Below are 15,711 nucleotides of genomic sequence, written 5' to 3'. Positions count from 1 at the left end.
GTTAGAGCCTATTCAGAAGCATTGCGGTCATCGAGGTGTTTGGTTTCCTCGAGCTTGCGCAACGTCTCGATCTCCTCATGGTGGTTCTCGCGCTGCGCGTCCCGGACGCGCTCGGAAACGCCAAGCTCAGCAGGCTTGAATTTACCGATGGTCTCGGAGTCAGCGAAGCCGAGCTGGTTGAGTCGCTTCGGAACCGGAGCACCAGCGTAATCGAGTGGCACTGGGTGTCCATGCTCGTCGACTGGGCCAAGCGGCTGGTGGATCTCCACAAACGCACCGTTAGGCAGCTTCTTGATGATGCCCGTTTCGATACCGTGCTCCAGAACCTCACGGTCGGAACGCTGCAAACCAACACAAATACGGTAGGTCAGCCAGTATGCGAACGGCGGCAAGACAATGAGACCGATGCGACCGAACCAGGTCATCGCATTCAGCGAGATCTGGAAGAAGTGAGCAACGTGGTCGTTGCCACCGGAAACGGTCAGCAACAGGAAGAACACGAGTGCCATCACACCGAGGCCGGTACGCACTGGAACGTCACGTGGGCGCTGCAGCAGGTTGTGGTGCGCCGTGTCACCGGTCACCTTCGCTTCGATGAACGGGTAGCTGATCAGCAGGACGACCATGACGCCACACATGAGGGCAACCCAGAAGGCACCCGGAATGGTGTATGGGCCGAGGTAGAGCTCCCACGCTGGCATGACACGAGCTGCGCCGTCAGTCCACAGCATGTAAACGTCAGGCTGCGAACCGGCGGAGACCTGCGACGGGTTGTATGGGCCGATGTTCCAAATGCCGTTGATGGTGGTCAGACCAGCCATAGCAGCGAGGACACCGAAGACAACCATCATGAAGCCGATCGCCTTGACTGCGAAGACCGGCATAATGCGGATGCCAACAACGTTGTTCTCCGTACGGCCGGGGCCTGGGAACTGGGTATGCTTCTGGAACCAGACGAGCAGCAGGTGCGCTGCGATCAGAGCCAGGATCACGCCCGGGAGGATCAGAACGTGCAGGATGTAGAAGCGGTCCAGCATCAGGTCAGACGGGAAGTCGCCGCCGAAGATTGCCCAGTGCATCCAGGTACCGATGATCGGGATACCAACAATAATGGCAGACATAATACGGAGGCCAACACCAGAGAGCAGGTCGTCTGGCAGGGAGTAACCCATGAAGCCTTCGGCCATGCCGATGAGAATCAGGGTAACGCCGATGACCCAGTTAGCCTCACGTGGGCGGCGGAACGCACCGGTGAAGAAGATACGCATCATGTGGGCGAACATCGCCATCATGAACATCAGCGCAGCCCAGTGGTGCATCTGACGAACGAACAGGCCACCGCGGACCTCGAATGAAATATTCAGAGCCGTGGCGTACGCGCGTGACATTTCCACGCCGTTGAGCGGTAGGTACCCGCCGTCGTAGATCACCTTCGTAATGGAAGGGTCAAAGAACAGCGCGAGGTAAATACCTGTCAGCAGCAAGATAATGAAGCTGTACAGCGCCATCTCACCGAGCATGAAAGACCAGTGGCTCGGGAAGACCTTATTCAACTGTGGCCGGAGGAAACCGGCTACCGTGTACCGCGAATCAACGTTGTCCGCGGCTTGTGCAAGTTTAGTACTCATTAGGATTTACGCTCCCAGAATGCCGGGCCGACGGGCTCGATGAAGTTTCCGTTGGCGATGAGGTAACCGTCTTCGTCAACAGTCACAGGAAGCTGAGGCAGAGCACGGGCAGCCGGTCCGAAGATCGGTTTGCCGTACTGCAGTGCGTCGAACTGCGACTGGTGGCACGGACAAAGGATGCGGTTCGTCTGCGCTTCGTAAAGCGAGGTCGGGCAACCAATGTGCGTACAAATCTTGGAGTATGCGTAGTAATCCCCGTAGTGGAAATCTTCCTGACCTTCACGCTCAACGACGCGGCGTGCGTCCTCAGAGCGAAGGCGGATCAGCATAACTGCGTTACGAGGGCCATGCAGCGAGTGCATGTGGTGTTCGTATACGTCGCGCTCTGGGTCGTAAATGTCACCATCGTTGACATCCTCCGGGTAGAGCGGGAATACCGTCTCCATAGAAGCAGCAGCGAGGTCTTCTGGACGCATACGCACCAGGCGGGAAACACCTGCCGTGGAGTAGTGCGAGCCAGCTACGCCTTCGTGCAGCTCGGCGATCGCGCCAGTGTCGCGACCGAGGTAAACCTTGACGCCCTTCTCCTGCATGGTCCACCCGTGTGTCCAAAGCGTGCCATCACCTAAGTAGTTAAGGTCGTGGCGCTTCTTCCACGGGTTTTTGATCATGCCACCGAGGGGTGCAACGACCATGAGGCCGGCGAGAACACCAGCGGTGCCAAGCAGACCCTTCATTGCCTTACGACGACCAAGGGTGGAAGTCTCCCAGGCATCATTCAGCAGAGCGGTCGTCGTGCGACGGTCCAATTCGGAAGAACGGCCGTCGTGACGACGCTGTACGGAGATCTCCTCAGGGATGAACTTCTTCACGTACTGGACAATCGCGATACCCAGGGCGGCAAAACCGACACCAGAAGTAAGGCCGAGCAGTGGCGTGTAAAGCGTGTAAACCCAAAGTCCTTCATCGCCGTGGAAGCGTGGCTCCCATGGCCAGAAGAGGTAGACACCGAGGAACGCGATTCCGCAGAGCACCGAAATAATCAACCAAATGTTGATTCCGAGTTCGGAAGACTTCTCGCGTGGGTCGCCATCAACTGGGAACCGCTCCTTGCGGTACGCAACGGTGACGTCGTCGAGTTCCGTGCCCAGAGCAGCGAGCTCCGCATTATTCATGCGGTCCAAATCTTGGGATGTGTAGTTCTTGTTTACTTCACTCATGAGCGCGATCCAATCCAGATAGCTGCGGCAGCAACGAGCGTTACGCCGATCATCCACATAGCCATACCTTCAGAAACTGGGCCAAGGCCACCAAGGGCGTAACCGCCAGGGCTTGGGGTTTCCTTCGAGGACTTAATAAACGCAATGATGTCGCGCTTCTCGTCGGCGCTGAGCTGGCGGTCCGAGAACTTTGGCATGTTCTGCGGGCCAGTCAGCATCGCCTGGTAGATCTCCTGCTCATTCGCTGGGTCCAACTCCGGCGCATACTTACCAGAAGACAGTGCGCCACCGCGGCCGGTGAAGTTGTGGCAAGACGCGCAGTTCAAGCGGAAGAGCTCGCCGCCACGTGCGACGTCGCCAGCCTGAATCTGGCCATCGTAGTTCTTACCGCGAAGCTCTTCCTTCGCGAGTGATCCGTCTGGGTTGTACACCAGCTCCGGTCCCCCACCGTTGGCAGCAACATAGGCAGCCAGTGCCAGTGCTTGAGACTCGGTGTAACGAGGACGCTTGCGTTCAGCCTGAGCGTCATTCGACATCATCGGCATACGTCCGGAGTTGACCTGGAAGTACACAGCACCTTCGCCGGTGCCGATCAGGGACGGGCCGCGGCCTTCAACACCCTGGAGGTTTGCGCCATGGCAAGTGATGCAAGCGACGTCGTAAATGTCCTTGCCTTCTTGAATCATTGCCTGGTCATCTTTTTGCGCAGTAGCGACCTGCGCGTTCGGGGCAAGCGCCGATGCGAGGAAACCCGCACCCGTGAGGCCGAGCGTCAAGGCTGCTGCACCAGCAAAGGTGCGCTGCGCCTTGCGCCGACTGCGCTTTTTCTTAGGTGATTTTTCCATCTTGTTCCCTTTGAGCGTCAGTGTCTAATACAGATAAATGGCCTTCCGTCATTTCGACGGCGACTCTACGTATCAGATACCTATTGAACGATATACAGAGTAATGAAGACGCCGACCCAAATTACGTCAACAAAGTGCCAGTAGTAAGAGGTCACCATTGCTGCAGTAGCTTGTGCCGGAGTGAACTTCGACTTAGATACGCGGAGCAGCACAACCACGAAGGCAATGATGCCGGCGGTCACGTGCGCCATGTGGAAGCCAGTGATGATGAAGAACACTGACCCGAAGACACTCGCCTGAATGGTCACGCCGTGCATGATCATTTCTCCCCACTCGAAAGCCACGAGTCCGAGGAAGACAACGCCAAGCGCGATAGTTACCGTGAACCATTTGCGGAGCCCAAAAACGTCACCCCTTTCTGCTGCAAATACGCCGAACTGAGAAGTCACGGAAGAAGACACGAGCACGATCGTGATGATCAAGCCGAACATCACGTTCAGGTGTGCCGTCTGGTTATCCCAGTCGCCTGCGGTCATACCGTTTGCACGCGAGGTGAAATACATCGCGAACAAACCGGCAAAGAACATCAACTCTTGGGCGAGGAACGCGATCGTGCCAACGCTGACCATGTTTGGTCGGTTCAGCGCCGGGACACGATTCTGCGGTGTCGCCATACCTTGGTTAGAAATTGCGGTCGTCACGCATGTGATTATCCCCTGTTTTCGGGTCAAAGTCATCTCCTTTCACCCACAAACTTTTCGGCAGATTTCGCGCTAACCTGCCTTTTCTGGCCTAATAGCGCTCGAAGGAAATAACTTTCTGCAATACCGGGAACTTTTCTAGCCACTCATCCGACTACATCAATGCAGGTCACAACTTTCTCGACTTCATTCAGCTCACTTTCGGCTGATTTTTAGGCAATCCAGGATTCTTTTTCATCGATTCTTTGCGGTGTTTCAAAAGTTCCCAATAGTGATGGGACTCACATTCCACCGCTGCCGTTTCCGCCTGCAGACCTACTTTCGTATGACCCCCAAGTGTTACGAATGAGTTCAACCGAAAGGATGAAAATAGCAAGCAAAAATCCCCTTCAGCCTTAGCTGAAGGGGATCAGTTTTCGCCGACACCTCCCGAAGGCGGGGAGGTCAGCGAATCTTTAGTGCTTCTCGCGCGGGATACCGTACTGCAGATTCAGCTGCGTAGTGGTCCACACGAGGAATACTGCGCCAAACACGACGAGCCACAGCTGCCAGAATGCAATTCCGAGTCCGAGGAACATAACCGCACCAGACATTGCGAACGGCCAGATGGAGCTTGGCGAGAAGAAGCCGAGCACGCCTGCGCCATCTTCAACCTCTGCCTCTTCCCAGTCTTCCGGAACAACGTCCATGCGACGCTCGGTGATGTCGAGGTAGACGGCGAGCATGAAGCAGAGCGCAGTAGCGAGAACCAAGCCAACGCCACCGACCCATTCGAGCCCGTAGAGGTAAGCATCTTCACCAATCCACGCTGTGCTGATCATGTAGAAGACTGCCATCAGCGCCAGGAAGGTACCGATTGCGTAGAAAACTTTTGAACCAGTTGCCATTTCTCTGCCTTCTCTTTCTATACCGTCGCGTTAGGGTCGTTGGTGTTGTTGCCGTCGCGGGTGCCGTGGCGGTCAGACACGAACGGACGTGTGGAGGTGGCGTACGGCGCTTCGCCGATGGATGCGAGCGCATCGGAGTTTGGCGCCTCAGGGTTGTCAATACGGAACTGAATGTACTGAGCAAACTTTTCTGGGGTCACGGCACGAACCTCGAAGTTCATCATCGAGTGGTAAGTACCGCACATTTCGGCACAGCGACCAACGAATGCGCCAGTCTTATCGATCTTCTCAATCTGGAATGCACGCTGCTGCTGGTTCACCTCTGGGTGAGCGTAGGTATCACGCTTGAAGAGGAATTCAGGAACCCAGAATGCGTGGTTCACGTCACCGGATGCGAGACGGAACTCAATCGCACGATCGGTTGGCAGGACGAGCACCGGAACCTCTTCGGTGGTTCCGAGAGTCTCAATCTCATTGAAATTGAGGTACGAGAGGTCACCGGTAGAAGTGCCGTGGATCGGGTTCGGGTTCTTAATGTTTTCGTCGTCGTACTTCGTTGCCTCGGCCTTGGCCTGACGCTCGGTGTCAACACCGTCATATGCCTGACCGTTCGAGGTGAACTCACCGTCAACGTTTGCGTAGCCAAACTTCCAGTTCCACTGGTATGCGGTTACGTCAACCGTCACCTTCGGGTCCTTGCCGAGGGCTGTAGTCTTCGTCTGCGCCTGGACGGTGAAGAAGAAGAGCACCATAACAATGACGATCGGAATGATCGTCAGTACAAGTTCCAGCGGCACGTTGTACTGGAGCTGCTTCGGGAACTCAGACTTGCCGCGCTTCTCCTGGCTCTTCGCGTTCCACTTGAAAATCGCGGTGAGGAACAAGCCCCACATGATGATGCCGATAATCCATGCTGCAACCCAGGTCCATACCCAGAAGTTGTACATCTGCTCACCCTCAGGGGTAACAGGATCTGGCCAACCCATATCCAGCACCTTCGAGAGCGCCTCTGGCGGTGCAACCTCACAGCCCGTCAGCGCGAGACCGCCCAGCAGGAGCGATCCGGCAACTGCGATTTTCTTCGCGAAGTTGCGGTCCTTTACCTTTTCCACGTGTGTCTGCCTTCCTGTCCACACTCGCTGTTTACGGCAGGACGCACAAACAGGTGCGCCCAAGCATTGTTACTCCGTCAGAATAGTGGATAAGGCGCATCGCCTCTGAATTCTTTTGATTTTGAGTCGAGGTAAGCATTCGCGGTCAGCTGACATCTTTTACCGTGTATGCAAAAGCCGTGCACTCAACGGGTTTTGCATAAAACGGTACAAACGTCCTGGTAAGAGCTTTATTTTTCACTCAAATTGCTCAACCATAAGTTGGCCCCCTTTTGGGGACCGAATAAAGGATGAAGAATTTCCGCATTTTGGCGCTGGTTTCGTTGGTTCGCGCATCTCCTACAGAAAACCCTATTGTTGATTGGAAGAAATGCTTCGTGGCCCAGCACTCCGCACGGCTGCGTACACCTTATATATAGGAGAGGTTTTCAAGTCTATGTGTGGCCTGTTGGCTCTACTCACCACAAACAGCAATGCTGCAAGCTTCGTGGAAGCCGCGGAACGCGCGTTGCCCTGCATGTATCACCGTGGCCCTGATGCCGCCGGCACCTGGAACGACGACCACGCCGTTTTTGGTTTCAACCGCCTTGCCATTATCGATCTCGAGCATTCTCACCAACCCCTACGCTGGGGCCCGAAGGAGAATCCGGAGCGCTACGCGCTGACGTTCAACGGCGAGATTTATAACTACATCGAGCTTCGCGAGGAACTGCAGGAGGCAGGCTACGATTTCAATACCTCGGGGGACGGCGAGCCAATCGTTGTTGGCTTCCACCACTGGGGAGAGAAGGTTGTCGAACATCTGCGTGGCATGTTCGCGTTTGTCATTTGGGATACCGAGACACAGCGTATGTTCGCGGCACGTGATCAATTCGGCATTAAGCCCTTGTTTTACGCCACTACCCCGGTCGGTACCGTGTTCGCCTCCGAGAAGAAGTCCATCCTAGAAATGGCTCCAGAGCTGGAGATTGGTCTCGACCTAGATCGGCGAGCTATCGAGCACTACGTTGACCTGCAGTATGTTCCCGAACCAGAAACGTTGCACGAGAGCATTCGACGCGTGGAGTCTGGCTGCACGGTGTCACTGACGCCTGGCGGTGAAGTCACATCGGAGCGCTACTTCAAACCACACTTCAAGCCCCAGCAAGTCCCACAAGGTCAAGAACAGAAGCTTTACGACAGGATCGCTCAGGCGCTCGAAGACTCCGTCGAGAAGCATATGCGTGCGGACGTCACCGTCGGTTCTTTCCTCTCGGGCGGCATTGATTCGACAGCGATTGCGGCCCTGGCGAAGAGGCACAATCCGAACTTGCTGACGTTTACCACCGGCTTCGAGCGCGAGGGCTACTCCGAGGTAGACGTGGCTGCGGAGTCCGCTGAAGCGATCGGCGTTGAGCACATCGTGAAGATTGTCTCGCCTGAAGAGTACGCGGACGCGGTGCCGAAGATCATGTGGTACCTCGATGATCCGGTCGCGGACCCTTCGCTTGTCCCGCTGTTCTTCGTCGCACAGGAGGCCCGCAAGCACGTCAAGGTGGTGCTCTCGGGTGAGGGTGCCGACGAGCTGTTTGGCGGGTACACCATCTATAAGGAACCGCTGTCGCTCGCGCCGTTCGAGAAGTTGCCGACGCCTCTTCTGCGGGGACTGAACAGGCTAAGCCGTGTGCTGCCGGAAGGCATGAAGGGCAAGAGCTTACTCGAACGCGGTACGACCCCAATGGAGGACCGTTACTACGGTAACGCTCGTTCCTTTAACTTCGAGCAACTACAGCGTGTGCTGCCATGGGCGAAGCGCGAGTGGGACCACCGCGAGGTCACCGCGCCGATTTACGCCACATCGACAGAGATGGATCCAGTTGCCCGGATGCAAAACTTGGACCTGTTTACCTGGATGCGCGGCGATATCTTGGTCAAGGCGGACAAGATGAACATGGCGAACTCGCTGGAGCTGCGCGTGCCGTTCCTGGATAAGGAGGTCTTTGAGGTCGCACAGGCGATTCCGTACGACCAGAAGATCGCGCACGGCACCACCAAGTACGCGTTGCGTAAGGCGATGGAGCAGATCGTTCCGCCGCATGTTCTCCACCGCAAGAAGCTGGGATTCCCTGTTCCGATGCGCCACTGGCTGGCCGGCGATGAGCTCTTTGGTTGGGCGCAGGACACTATCCGCGATTCGCAGACCGACCATATCTTCGCCAAGGACCAGGTGCTGGAGATGCTCAAGGAGCACCGTGACGGTGTTTCCGATCATTCGCGTCGCCTTTGGACGGTGCTCGCGTTTATGATCTGGCACGGCATTTTTGTCGAGCATCGCATTGATCCGGGCATCGAGCACAAGGAATACCCGGTTCAGCTTTAAGGAGGACCTGCTCATGTGGACCAAGAAACGAGTACTGACCACCATCGTTGCGATGCTCAGCGCGTTACTGCTTGCAGTTGGCGCCGTGGCGTTCGTCTACGGTCCGACGCTCACCGCGATGCTGACGGGCACCGCTCGTTTCGCGGGGACACAGACGCCGAAGCGGTATAGCGCGACGGTGCTCGCGCTCGCCGAGCAGGGCATCTACGCCGACTCAACAGAGTTCGAGGAGGCGAAGGCCCGCGCAAAGGAGGCCGCAAAGCAGGCTGATACACTTCACGACGTTTACCCCGCCCTCGAGGACGCAGTCAAAGCTGCTGGCGGGAAGCACTCCCGTCTGATTGAACCTGGTAACCCTAACCTCGGCTGGACTATGGAAGAGAAGTCGGAAGCCGCAGTCAGCGTCGAGGGCCGCGTTGCGGTGGCAACCGTGCCTGGCGTCGATCGGCACGATGATGTGCAGGGCTACGCAGACACGCTCGCGACTGGCCTGGCTTCCGCACGTGATACCGGGGCATGCGGGGCGGTCGTTGACCTGCGTGGCAACGACGGTGGCGACATGGGCCCAATGGTCGCAGGCCTCTCCTCACTGTTGCCGGACGGCACGGCACTCGAGTTCGTATCGCGGACGAACACCACGCAGGTCACGGTTGAGGGGAACTCGGTGACCGGCGGCGGCACCCCGATCACGACTTCTGGCGGGAAGTGGGATGCGCCGGTGGCGGTCTTAGTCGATGGCGACACTGCTTCGTCGGGCGAGGCCACGATGCTGTCGTTCCGGGGACTTGAGCGCTCACAAAGTTTCGGCTCCCCTACCGCAGGCTACGCCTCGGCCAATATGGTGTACGACTTCCCGGACGGCAGCCTGCTAATGCTGACTATCGCGAAGGACAAGGCACGCACTGGCGAGGAGTTCGCCGAAGATCCGGTGCAGCCCGACGTCGAAACCGATGTGCCGTTCGAGCAAGCGATGCAATGGCTTGCGACCGAGCACGGTTGCAAATAGTCCACGCAGACAAAACACCCCGCGTTCACCCTCAATAAAGAGGGGTCGCGGGGTGTTGGCGTCGAAAAGCTACTGCTTAGTTGAAGCTATCGCCGCACGCGCAGGCCGAGCCAGCGTTCGGGTTGTCGATGGTGAAGCCCTGCTGCTCGATGGTGTCAGCGAAATCGATCGTTGCACCGGTGAGGTACGGCACGCTCATCTTGTCCACGACGAGGCGCACACCCCCGACAACGTCAGCCTTGTCGCCGTCGAGCTCGCGGTCGTCAAAGTACAGCTGGTAGCGCAGGCCAGCGCAGCCACCTGGCTGAACAGCAATGCGAAGCGAAAGGTCGTCGCGGCCTTCCTGGTCGAGCAGAGCCTTCGCCTTTGCAGCCGCTGCTTCAGTAAGGGTCACGCCCGTGGCAGAGGTAGGTGCAGTCATTCTTTCTCCTTGCTTAGCGAATATCTTCACGCAAGATGCGTGCTTCGGAGTGTGGCACTAGCGTACTCGCATCACACCGTCATCGTCTACAGCGTATGGGAGCGGGCGCTTATTCCCCACTTTCGGGGACGGCCTTGTAGCCTGTATAGCGTGAAACTTCCTTGGCAGAAATCTGATGAGGCTCCAGCCGCCGCTGCTGCCGCAGCGAATCGAGCGGAGACTCCCGAAACCGACGCGGAACCCGCGAAGAAGTACCCGAAGGGCTACACCCCTCCGAAGGGTCGGCCGACGCCGAAGCGCCTTGATCAGGAGATTAAGCGCGGCGTGGTCCGCGACCCCAACGCGACGACTCCCGCTCAGCAGTACCAGAAGAATAAAGAGCTGAAGAAGTCGATGTCGAAGGAGGAGTGGAAGGCATACAAGAAGCAGCAGCGCGAAGAGGCGAAGAAGCACAATCGCGAGGTCCAAGCCAAGATGGACGCTGGCGACGAGCGCTACCTCATGGACCGCGACCGTGGCGAAACCCGCCGCTTCGTCCGCGACTGGGTAGATTCGCGCCGCTTCATGAACAACTACGCGATGCCGCTGGCGATCCTGCTGTTCCTCATTCTCTTCATCGGCTCCTGGTACCCGGAGATCGCCGGCGCCATCGCTATTTTGCCGATGGTGTTTATCGTGCTGATTCTTGGTGAGGCATTCCTGATCGGCAAGCGTGCGAACAACGCTGTGCGCGCGAAGTTCCCTGGTACGGCTGATACCGGCTTCGGCCTTGGTATGTACGCGTTCTCTCGCGCGTCGCAGCCGCGGAAGTGGCGCTCGCCGAAGCCACAGGTGCGCATCGGCGAGACCGTGAACTAACTGGGTAAAGGACGTTTCATGGCTGTTGCATTCGACCCGATTGAGCATCCAAGCGAAACCCTGCGCCACGAGCTTGCCCGCGAACTACTGCGCAGCCCGGAGGGGCGCGGTCTCGGTCGCGTGGGAACGATTGCGGAGTGGACTGCCTCGGTGCAAAACCGTACGCGCCCGGTTGCGTTCCGTCAGCCGCAGTGCGTGCTTGTCGCCGGTAATCACGGTGTCGCAGCACGCGGTATTTCCGCGCAACCACACGACGCCGCCTGGACCGCCGTAAAGCAGATTGCGGCAGGTGGCGGTGTCGCTCGTGTTGCAGCGGAAGCCGCGGGCGCGTCGATTATTCAGATTAATGACTACTTAACGCTGCCGACAGGCGCGATAGACCGGCAAGCCGCCATGACGCCCGAGGCGTTCGAGCAGGCAGTCGCGCACGGTGCTCGCGTCGTTGACCAGGGCGTAGACAGTGGAGTTGACCTGTTCATTCCTGGAGACATTGGCGTCGGCAATTCGACGGTCGCCGCCGCCGTCTATGGCGCGCTGTCGCGCACCGAGCCGGTCAAGGTCATCGGGCGCGGCTCGGGCATCGACGACAACGTCTGGAAAGTGAAAGTTGCGGCAATTCGGGACGCCATGTTCCGGGTGCGCACCTTTAGTGACGACGTCCCCCGCGTCCTTGCCGAGCTTTCGGGGCCAGATTTCGCGTTCCTTGTCGGTATGTTCGCGCAGGCCGCGGTTCGTCGAACCCCCGTACTTTTCGACGGCCTCTACGCCACCGTCGCCGCCTACGCCGCCGAGCGCCTCGCACCCGGCACGAAGCAGTGGATCATGGCGGGCCAGCTCAGTCCGGAACCCGCCCAGATGCTGGCGCTCCAGGCCCTCGATATCATTCCGGTGCTGGCACTGGACTTGTCGCTCAACCAGGGAGTGGGCGCGCTCGCAGCGCTGCCGCAAATCAACCTGGCTTCTGAGCTCGTTACTACAGTGCTCGGGCCGGAGGCCCCAGAGGGCGCCCCGGCCTGAGATCCCTCTAGTTCTCGGCTGGGACGAGCGTGTGGTTCCAGCCGTGGACGTCTTCGACCGAGCCGTCCTGGATACCGCGCAGGCGCTCGCGCAGCTGCATAGTGATGGTGCCGGCCTCATTGTTGTTTACGGTGAACTCACCGTGGCGGCTCAGCACACGCCCGACCGGAGTGATCACCGCTGCGGTACCGCATGCAAGCGTCTCACTGATGGTGCCGTTTTCAGCGCCCTTGTGCCACTGCTCCACCGTGATCTTGCGCTCCTCGGTGCTGTAGCCGAGGTCTTCCGCAACCTGCAGCAGGGATTTGCGGGTGATGCCCGCCAGGAGGGAACCGGACAGTGCTGGGGTGATCAACTTCGCGTCCTTCCCGCTGCCCTCGACGAACATGAGGTTCATGCCGCCCATCTCTTCGATGTACTTGCGCTCAATGGCGTCGAGCCAGACAACCTGGTCGCAGCCCTTTTCTTCTGCCTCGGCCTGCGCGAGCAGGGAACCCGCGTAGTTACCAGCGAACTTGGCGTCACCGGTGCCGCCGGGCGCCGCGCGGACGTATTCCTCGGAGATCCACACGCTGACGGGCTTGACGCCGCCGGAGAAGTAGGCGCCAGCTGGGGATGCAATGAGGTAATAGGTGTAGGTGCTCGAGGGCTTCACCCCGAGCGTCTTCTCGGTGCCAATCATAAATGGACGCAGGTACAGCGCCGCTTCCCCACCGGCTTCGGGGACCCAGTCCTTATCAATCGTCACCAGCTGCTGCAGCGACTCGATGAACAGATCCTCCGGCAACTCAGGCATTGCCAGGCGATGCGCGGAATGGGCAAAACGCGTCGCATTCTGCTCGGGGCGGAACGTCGTGATCGAGCCGTCGTGGTGACGGTATGCCTTCAGGCCTTCGAAGATCGCCTGCCCGTAGTGGAAGACGTTGGTCGCCGGGTCCAGCGAGATCGGCCCGTACGGGCGGACCTGCGCGTTATGCCAGCCGTTGGCCTCGTCCCAGTCGATGGAGACCATGTGGTCAGTAAACTCTTGCCCGAAGGCTGGGTTTGCGAGCACTGCATTGCGCTCTTCGTCAGTTGCCTTGTTCGGATTCGGGATAATTTCAAATGGTGTGCCTTGAGTCATGCAGACCACCCTACTCCCCGATTCCACTCTTTGGAACCGGAATTCCATATTTTCTTCCACGCACAAATAGCTTGCCCCGCGCCACGCGTCCCTTATTCCAGGTACCCTTGGCGATGTTCAATAATCTTAAGAAAGGCGCATGTACTCATGACTTTTTCGGTTCCTGAATCGCTGCTCCCGGTCCGGGGCGACTCCGTCTCCCTCAACTTTTCGACGTCCGCTCCGAGCGACACCGCTGCCCTCTTGCTACCCGTGACCTCGGATGACTCGAAGGTTGAAGTCCCAGTGACCTCACTGGCACCGAAGGGTGCACTCGAGGCGCTGGAGACAGTCGGCGCGAAGGGCACCGCCGGCGAGATCACCCGCGTGGTCGTTGATGGGAAGTTGGTCATCGCCTTTGGCCTGGGCAACGCCGATGAGATTGATGACGAGACTGTCCGTCGCGCTGTCGGTTCCCTGGCTCGCACACTGTATGGCACGGAGTCTGCGGTGATCTCGACTGAATTCGGCGTCGCCCCCGTCGTGGAGGGCCTGCTGCTCGGCGCGTACAAGTACAAAGGCTTCAAGGCCCCGTGCCAGTGCGGCTGCGACGGCGAGCACGGACTTACCGACGTCACCGTTGTAGGCAAGGACGACGAAAAGGAAGCATTCGACCAGGCAGTGATTCTCGCCGAGTCGGTCATGCTGGCGCGCGATCTTGTGAACACGCCGTCGAACCACCTCTACCCTGCCGTGTACGCGGAGCTCATCGAGAACGTCGGCACGCAGGTTGGACTCGAGGTCGAGGTGTTCGACGAGAAGCAGCTTGAGGAGCAGGGCTTCGGCGGCATCCTCGCGGTCGGCAAAGGCTCCGCCCGCGCGCCGCGCCTGGTGCACCTGAAGTGGACGCCTTCCGCGTCGAAGTCCTCTGTCGCGTTGGTTGGCAAGGGCATCACCTTCGATACCGGCGGCATCTCCCTCAAGCCGGGTGCGAAGATGGAGGACATGATTTCCGACATGGGCGGCTCTGCTGCTCAGTTCGGCGCAATTGTTGCAGCTGCCCGCCTCAACCTGGATGTTGCGGTCGACGCCTGGCTGCCACTCGCGGAGAACATGCCGTCCGGTACCGCTACCCGCCCGGGCGACGTGATTCGCCACTACGGCGGCATCACCAGCGAGGTACTCAACACCGATGCTGAAGGCCGCCTCGTGCTGGCAGACGCGATGGCACGCGCGGCTGAAGATAACCCTGACTTCATGATTGAGACGTCCACGCTGACCGGCGCTCAGCTTGTCGCCCTCGGCAACCGCACTGCCGGCGTCATGGGCTCTGATGAGTTCCGCGACCGCGTCGCTGCGCTGGGCCGCGAGGTTGGCGAGCAGGCCTGGGCGATGCCGCTGCTGGAGGAACAGGAAGAAGAGCTGAAGTCCCCCGTCGCCGATATCCGCAACGTCCACAATGCCCGTACCGGCGGCATGCTGTTCGCTGGCCTGTACCTGTCCCGCTTCGTCGGCGAGGACACCGAGTGGGTGCACATCGACGTCGCCGGCCCGGCGTGGAACGGTGGCTCGCCACGCGGCTACACGCCGAAGCGTGCGACGGGCGCCCCGTTGCGCACGATCGTTGCAACGCTTCGCAGCATCGCTGAAGCCAACTAGTCGCCGGATTTAGGAAAAGGGATGTTCGCCGCGCTCAAACTTGGCGCGGCGTTCTTTCTGTTCCGCTCGCTTTCGCAGGATGCGTTCTTGCTCCATCTTGCGACGCATCCGGTCCGGGTATCCGGTCTCTTCGACGTCATAAAGAGATATATTCAGCAGCGTAGCGACGGCGTCGATACCTTTGGGACCTCCGATGCGTCGGCGGGTGTAGTTGCCCTCTTCATCGACAAGCACGACGGACATCTCGTTGACCATCGTTTCCGGCTCAACAAACCCCTCAACGAAGGCACGCTTCGCAACCCATTCCTGGAGGTAGGCAGCGTCTTCCGGCCGGATGGTTTCGCCGGGTGCGCGTGGGGGTTTGAAGGTGGTCTGCTTCTTCCGCTTGCCGAACAGGTTAAACACTTCTCTCATCATACGGATATTTCTCGACGCCCCAATTCTGCGTTTGGTGGCCTTCAACAAATTAGTTGCCCCCGAAAGGCACGAAAGTCTTCGGTGACAGGTACGCTATTGACCTGTATAGCTTCTACGAAAATGTATCTGCGAGGAGACTAAATTATGGCGCACTCTGTCGAGATGCCTGAGCTGGGCGAATCCGTCACGGAAGGCACTATCACCACCTGGCTGAAGGAAGTCGGCGACAAGGTAGAGGTCGACGAACCATTGCTGGAGGTTTCCACCGATAAGGTCGACACGGAGATTCCTTCCCCTGTCGCCGGTGTAATCCTCGAGATTAAGGCCGAGGAAGACGACACCGTTGATGTCGGTGACGTGATTGTGATTATCGGCGAAGAAGGCGAAGCTCCGGCATCGGACTCGGCAAAGGACGAGGAGCCTCAGGAAGAAGAGGAGCCAAAGAAAGCTCCGGAGGAAGAGAAGGCTGACAAGCCTTC

At 58.6% G+C, this 15,711-nt stretch carries 15 protein-coding genes; 6 read left to right on the top strand and 9 right to left on the bottom strand.

The genetic code is table 11. The features are described 5' to 3' along the window. Positions 1–8: 8 nt before the first annotated feature. From HMPREF3170_RS06985 to HMPREF3170_RS06960, 6 genes are all read right to left on the bottom strand, one after another. Positions 9–1,628, bottom strand: a complete 1,620-nt coding sequence (locus HMPREF3170_RS06985) for a cytochrome bc1 complex cytochrome b subunit (protein ID WP_070478762.1) — start codon at positions 1,626–1,628, stop codon at positions 9–11. Next, entirely contained in the window at positions 1,628–2,848 is a 1,221-nt protein-coding gene (locus HMPREF3170_RS06980; protein ID WP_070362192.1) for a cytochrome bc1 complex Rieske iron-sulfur subunit, read from the bottom strand. The genes HMPREF3170_RS06985 and HMPREF3170_RS06980 overlap by 1 nt, the downstream gene beginning before the upstream one ends. Next, a complete protein-coding gene (locus HMPREF3170_RS06975; protein ID WP_070362191.1) occupies positions 2,845–3,693 on the bottom strand; it encodes a cytochrome bc1 complex diheme cytochrome c subunit in 849 nt (282 codons plus the stop codon). Before HMPREF3170_RS06975 ends, HMPREF3170_RS06980 begins: the two co-directional genes overlap by 4 nt. Before the next feature lie 80 nt (positions 3,694–3,773). Beyond that, entirely contained in the window at positions 3,774–4,394 is a 621-nt protein-coding gene (locus tag HMPREF3170_RS06970) for an aa3-type cytochrome oxidase subunit III (protein ID WP_176754846.1), read from the bottom strand. A gap of 455 nt (positions 4,395–4,849) precedes the next feature. After that, on the bottom strand, positions 4,850–5,281 hold the full coding sequence (locus HMPREF3170_RS06965; RefSeq protein ID WP_070362190.1) for an aa3-type cytochrome oxidase subunit IV: 432 nt from the start codon (positions 5,279–5,281) through the stop codon (positions 4,850–4,852). A gap of 17 nt (positions 5,282–5,298) precedes the next feature. Beyond that, positions 5,299–6,393: an aa3-type cytochrome oxidase subunit II gene (locus HMPREF3170_RS06960; RefSeq protein WP_070362189.1), complete on the bottom strand. Its 1,095-nt coding sequence runs from the start codon at positions 6,391–6,393 to the stop codon at positions 5,299–5,301. A gap of 436 nt (positions 6,394–6,829) precedes the next feature. Between HMPREF3170_RS06960 and asnB the strand changes: the two genes are divergently transcribed. Together asnB and HMPREF3170_RS06950 are read left to right on the top strand one after the other, a co-directional pair. After that, positions 6,830–8,752, top strand: a complete 1,923-nt coding sequence (gene asnB / locus HMPREF3170_RS06955; protein ID WP_070478760.1) for an asparagine synthase (glutamine-hydrolyzing) — start codon at positions 6,830–6,832, stop codon at positions 8,750–8,752. Between the two features lie 13 nt (positions 8,753–8,765). Beyond that, positions 8,766–9,758, top strand: coding sequence for a S41 family peptidase (locus HMPREF3170_RS06950; protein WP_070478758.1), 993 nt, complete (start codon positions 8,766–8,768; stop codon positions 9,756–9,758). A 76-nt stretch (positions 9,759–9,834) separates the two neighbouring features. Here HMPREF3170_RS06950 and HMPREF3170_RS06945 read toward each other — a convergent pair whose 3' ends face one another. Continuing rightward, positions 9,835–10,179 (bottom strand): HesB/IscA family protein, encoded by a 345-nt coding sequence (locus tag HMPREF3170_RS06945; protein ID WP_070362187.1) that lies wholly within the window; start codon positions 10,177–10,179, stop codon positions 9,835–9,837. Positions 10,180–10,329: 150 nt separating this feature from the next. Between HMPREF3170_RS06945 and HMPREF3170_RS06940 the strand changes: the two genes are divergently transcribed. Next, on the top strand, positions 10,330–11,037 hold the full coding sequence (locus tag HMPREF3170_RS06940) for a DUF3043 domain-containing protein (protein ID WP_070362186.1): 708 nt from the start codon (positions 10,330–10,332) through the stop codon (positions 11,035–11,037). Positions 11,038–11,055: 18 nt separating this feature from the next. Next, positions 11,056–12,054: a nicotinate-nucleotide--dimethylbenzimidazole phosphoribosyltransferase gene (locus HMPREF3170_RS06935; protein WP_070478756.1), complete on the top strand. Its 999-nt coding sequence runs from the start codon at positions 11,056–11,058 to the stop codon at positions 12,052–12,054. Positions 12,055–12,061: 7 nt separating this feature from the next. On the opposite strand, the gene HMPREF3170_RS06930 is transcribed toward HMPREF3170_RS06935, so the two are convergent. Further along, positions 12,062–13,177, bottom strand: coding sequence for a branched-chain amino acid aminotransferase (locus HMPREF3170_RS06930; RefSeq protein ID WP_070362184.1), 1,116 nt, complete (start codon positions 13,175–13,177; stop codon positions 12,062–12,064). Positions 13,178–13,324: 147 nt separating this feature from the next. Between HMPREF3170_RS06930 and HMPREF3170_RS06925 the strand changes: the two genes are divergently transcribed. Continuing rightward, positions 13,325–14,815, top strand: coding sequence for a leucyl aminopeptidase (locus HMPREF3170_RS06925; RefSeq protein WP_070478754.1), 1,491 nt, complete (start codon positions 13,325–13,327; stop codon positions 14,813–14,815). Between the two features lie 9 nt (positions 14,816–14,824). Here the strand turns inward: HMPREF3170_RS06925 and HMPREF3170_RS06920 are convergent, their stop codons facing one another. Beyond that, positions 14,825–15,220 (bottom strand): oxidoreductase, encoded by a 396-nt coding sequence (locus HMPREF3170_RS06920; RefSeq protein ID WP_070478965.1) that lies wholly within the window; start codon positions 15,218–15,220, stop codon positions 14,825–14,827. A 156-nt stretch (positions 15,221–15,376) separates the two neighbouring features. Here HMPREF3170_RS06920 and HMPREF3170_RS06915 point away from each other — a divergent pair. Next, positions 15,377–15,711, top strand: a 335-nt coding sequence (locus tag HMPREF3170_RS06915) for a biotin/lipoyl-containing protein (RefSeq protein ID WP_305764005.1), incomplete at its 3' end; no start/stop codon positions are given.

The organism is Corynebacterium sp. HMSC08D02 (assembly GCF_001807505.1).
In the GTDB taxonomy this organism is placed as follows: domain Bacteria; phylum Actinomycetota; class Actinomycetes; order Mycobacteriales; family Mycobacteriaceae; genus Corynebacterium; species Corynebacterium pseudogenitalium.
The sequence above is the reverse complement of the archived record's forward strand: the minus strand, read 5'-3'. Positions and strand labels throughout refer to the sequence as shown.

What these genes read in the sequence shown, in the direction of transcription:
- HMPREF3170_RS06985 (WP_070478762.1), bottom strand. Translation starts at nt 1,628, where the DNA reads ATGAGTACTAAACTTGCACAAGCCGCGGACAACGTTGATTCGCGGTAC.
- HMPREF3170_RS06980 (WP_070362192.1), bottom strand. Translation starts at nt 2,848, where the DNA reads ATGAGTGAAGTAAACAAGAACTACACATCCCAAGATTTGGACCGCATG.
- HMPREF3170_RS06975 (WP_070362191.1), bottom strand. Translation starts at nt 3,693, where the DNA reads ATGGAAAAATCACCTAAGAAAAAGCGCAGTCGGCGCAAGGCGCAGCGC.
- HMPREF3170_RS06965 (WP_070362190.1), bottom strand. Translation starts at nt 5,281, where the DNA reads ATGGCAACTGGTTCAAAAGTTTTCTACGCAATCGGTACCTTCCTGGCG.
- asnB (WP_070478760.1), top strand. Translation starts at nt 6,830, where the DNA reads ATGTGTGGCCTGTTGGCTCTACTCACCACAAACAGCAATGCTGCAAGC.
- HMPREF3170_RS06950 (WP_070478758.1), top strand. Translation starts at nt 8,766, where the DNA reads ATGTGGACCAAGAAACGAGTACTGACCACCATCGTTGCGATGCTCAGC.
- HMPREF3170_RS06945 (WP_070362187.1), bottom strand. Translation starts at nt 10,179, where the DNA reads ATGACTGCACCTACCTCTGCCACGGGCGTGACCCTTACTGAAGCAGCG.
- HMPREF3170_RS06935 (WP_070478756.1), top strand. Translation starts at nt 11,056, where the DNA reads ATGGCTGTTGCATTCGACCCGATTGAGCATCCAAGCGAAACCCTGCGC.
- HMPREF3170_RS06930 (WP_070362184.1), bottom strand. Translation starts at nt 13,177, where the DNA reads ATGACTCAAGGCACACCATTTGAAATTATCCCGAATCCGAACAAGGCA.
- HMPREF3170_RS06925 (WP_070478754.1), top strand. Translation starts at nt 13,325, where the DNA reads ATGACTTTTTCGGTTCCTGAATCGCTGCTCCCGGTCCGGGGCGACTCC.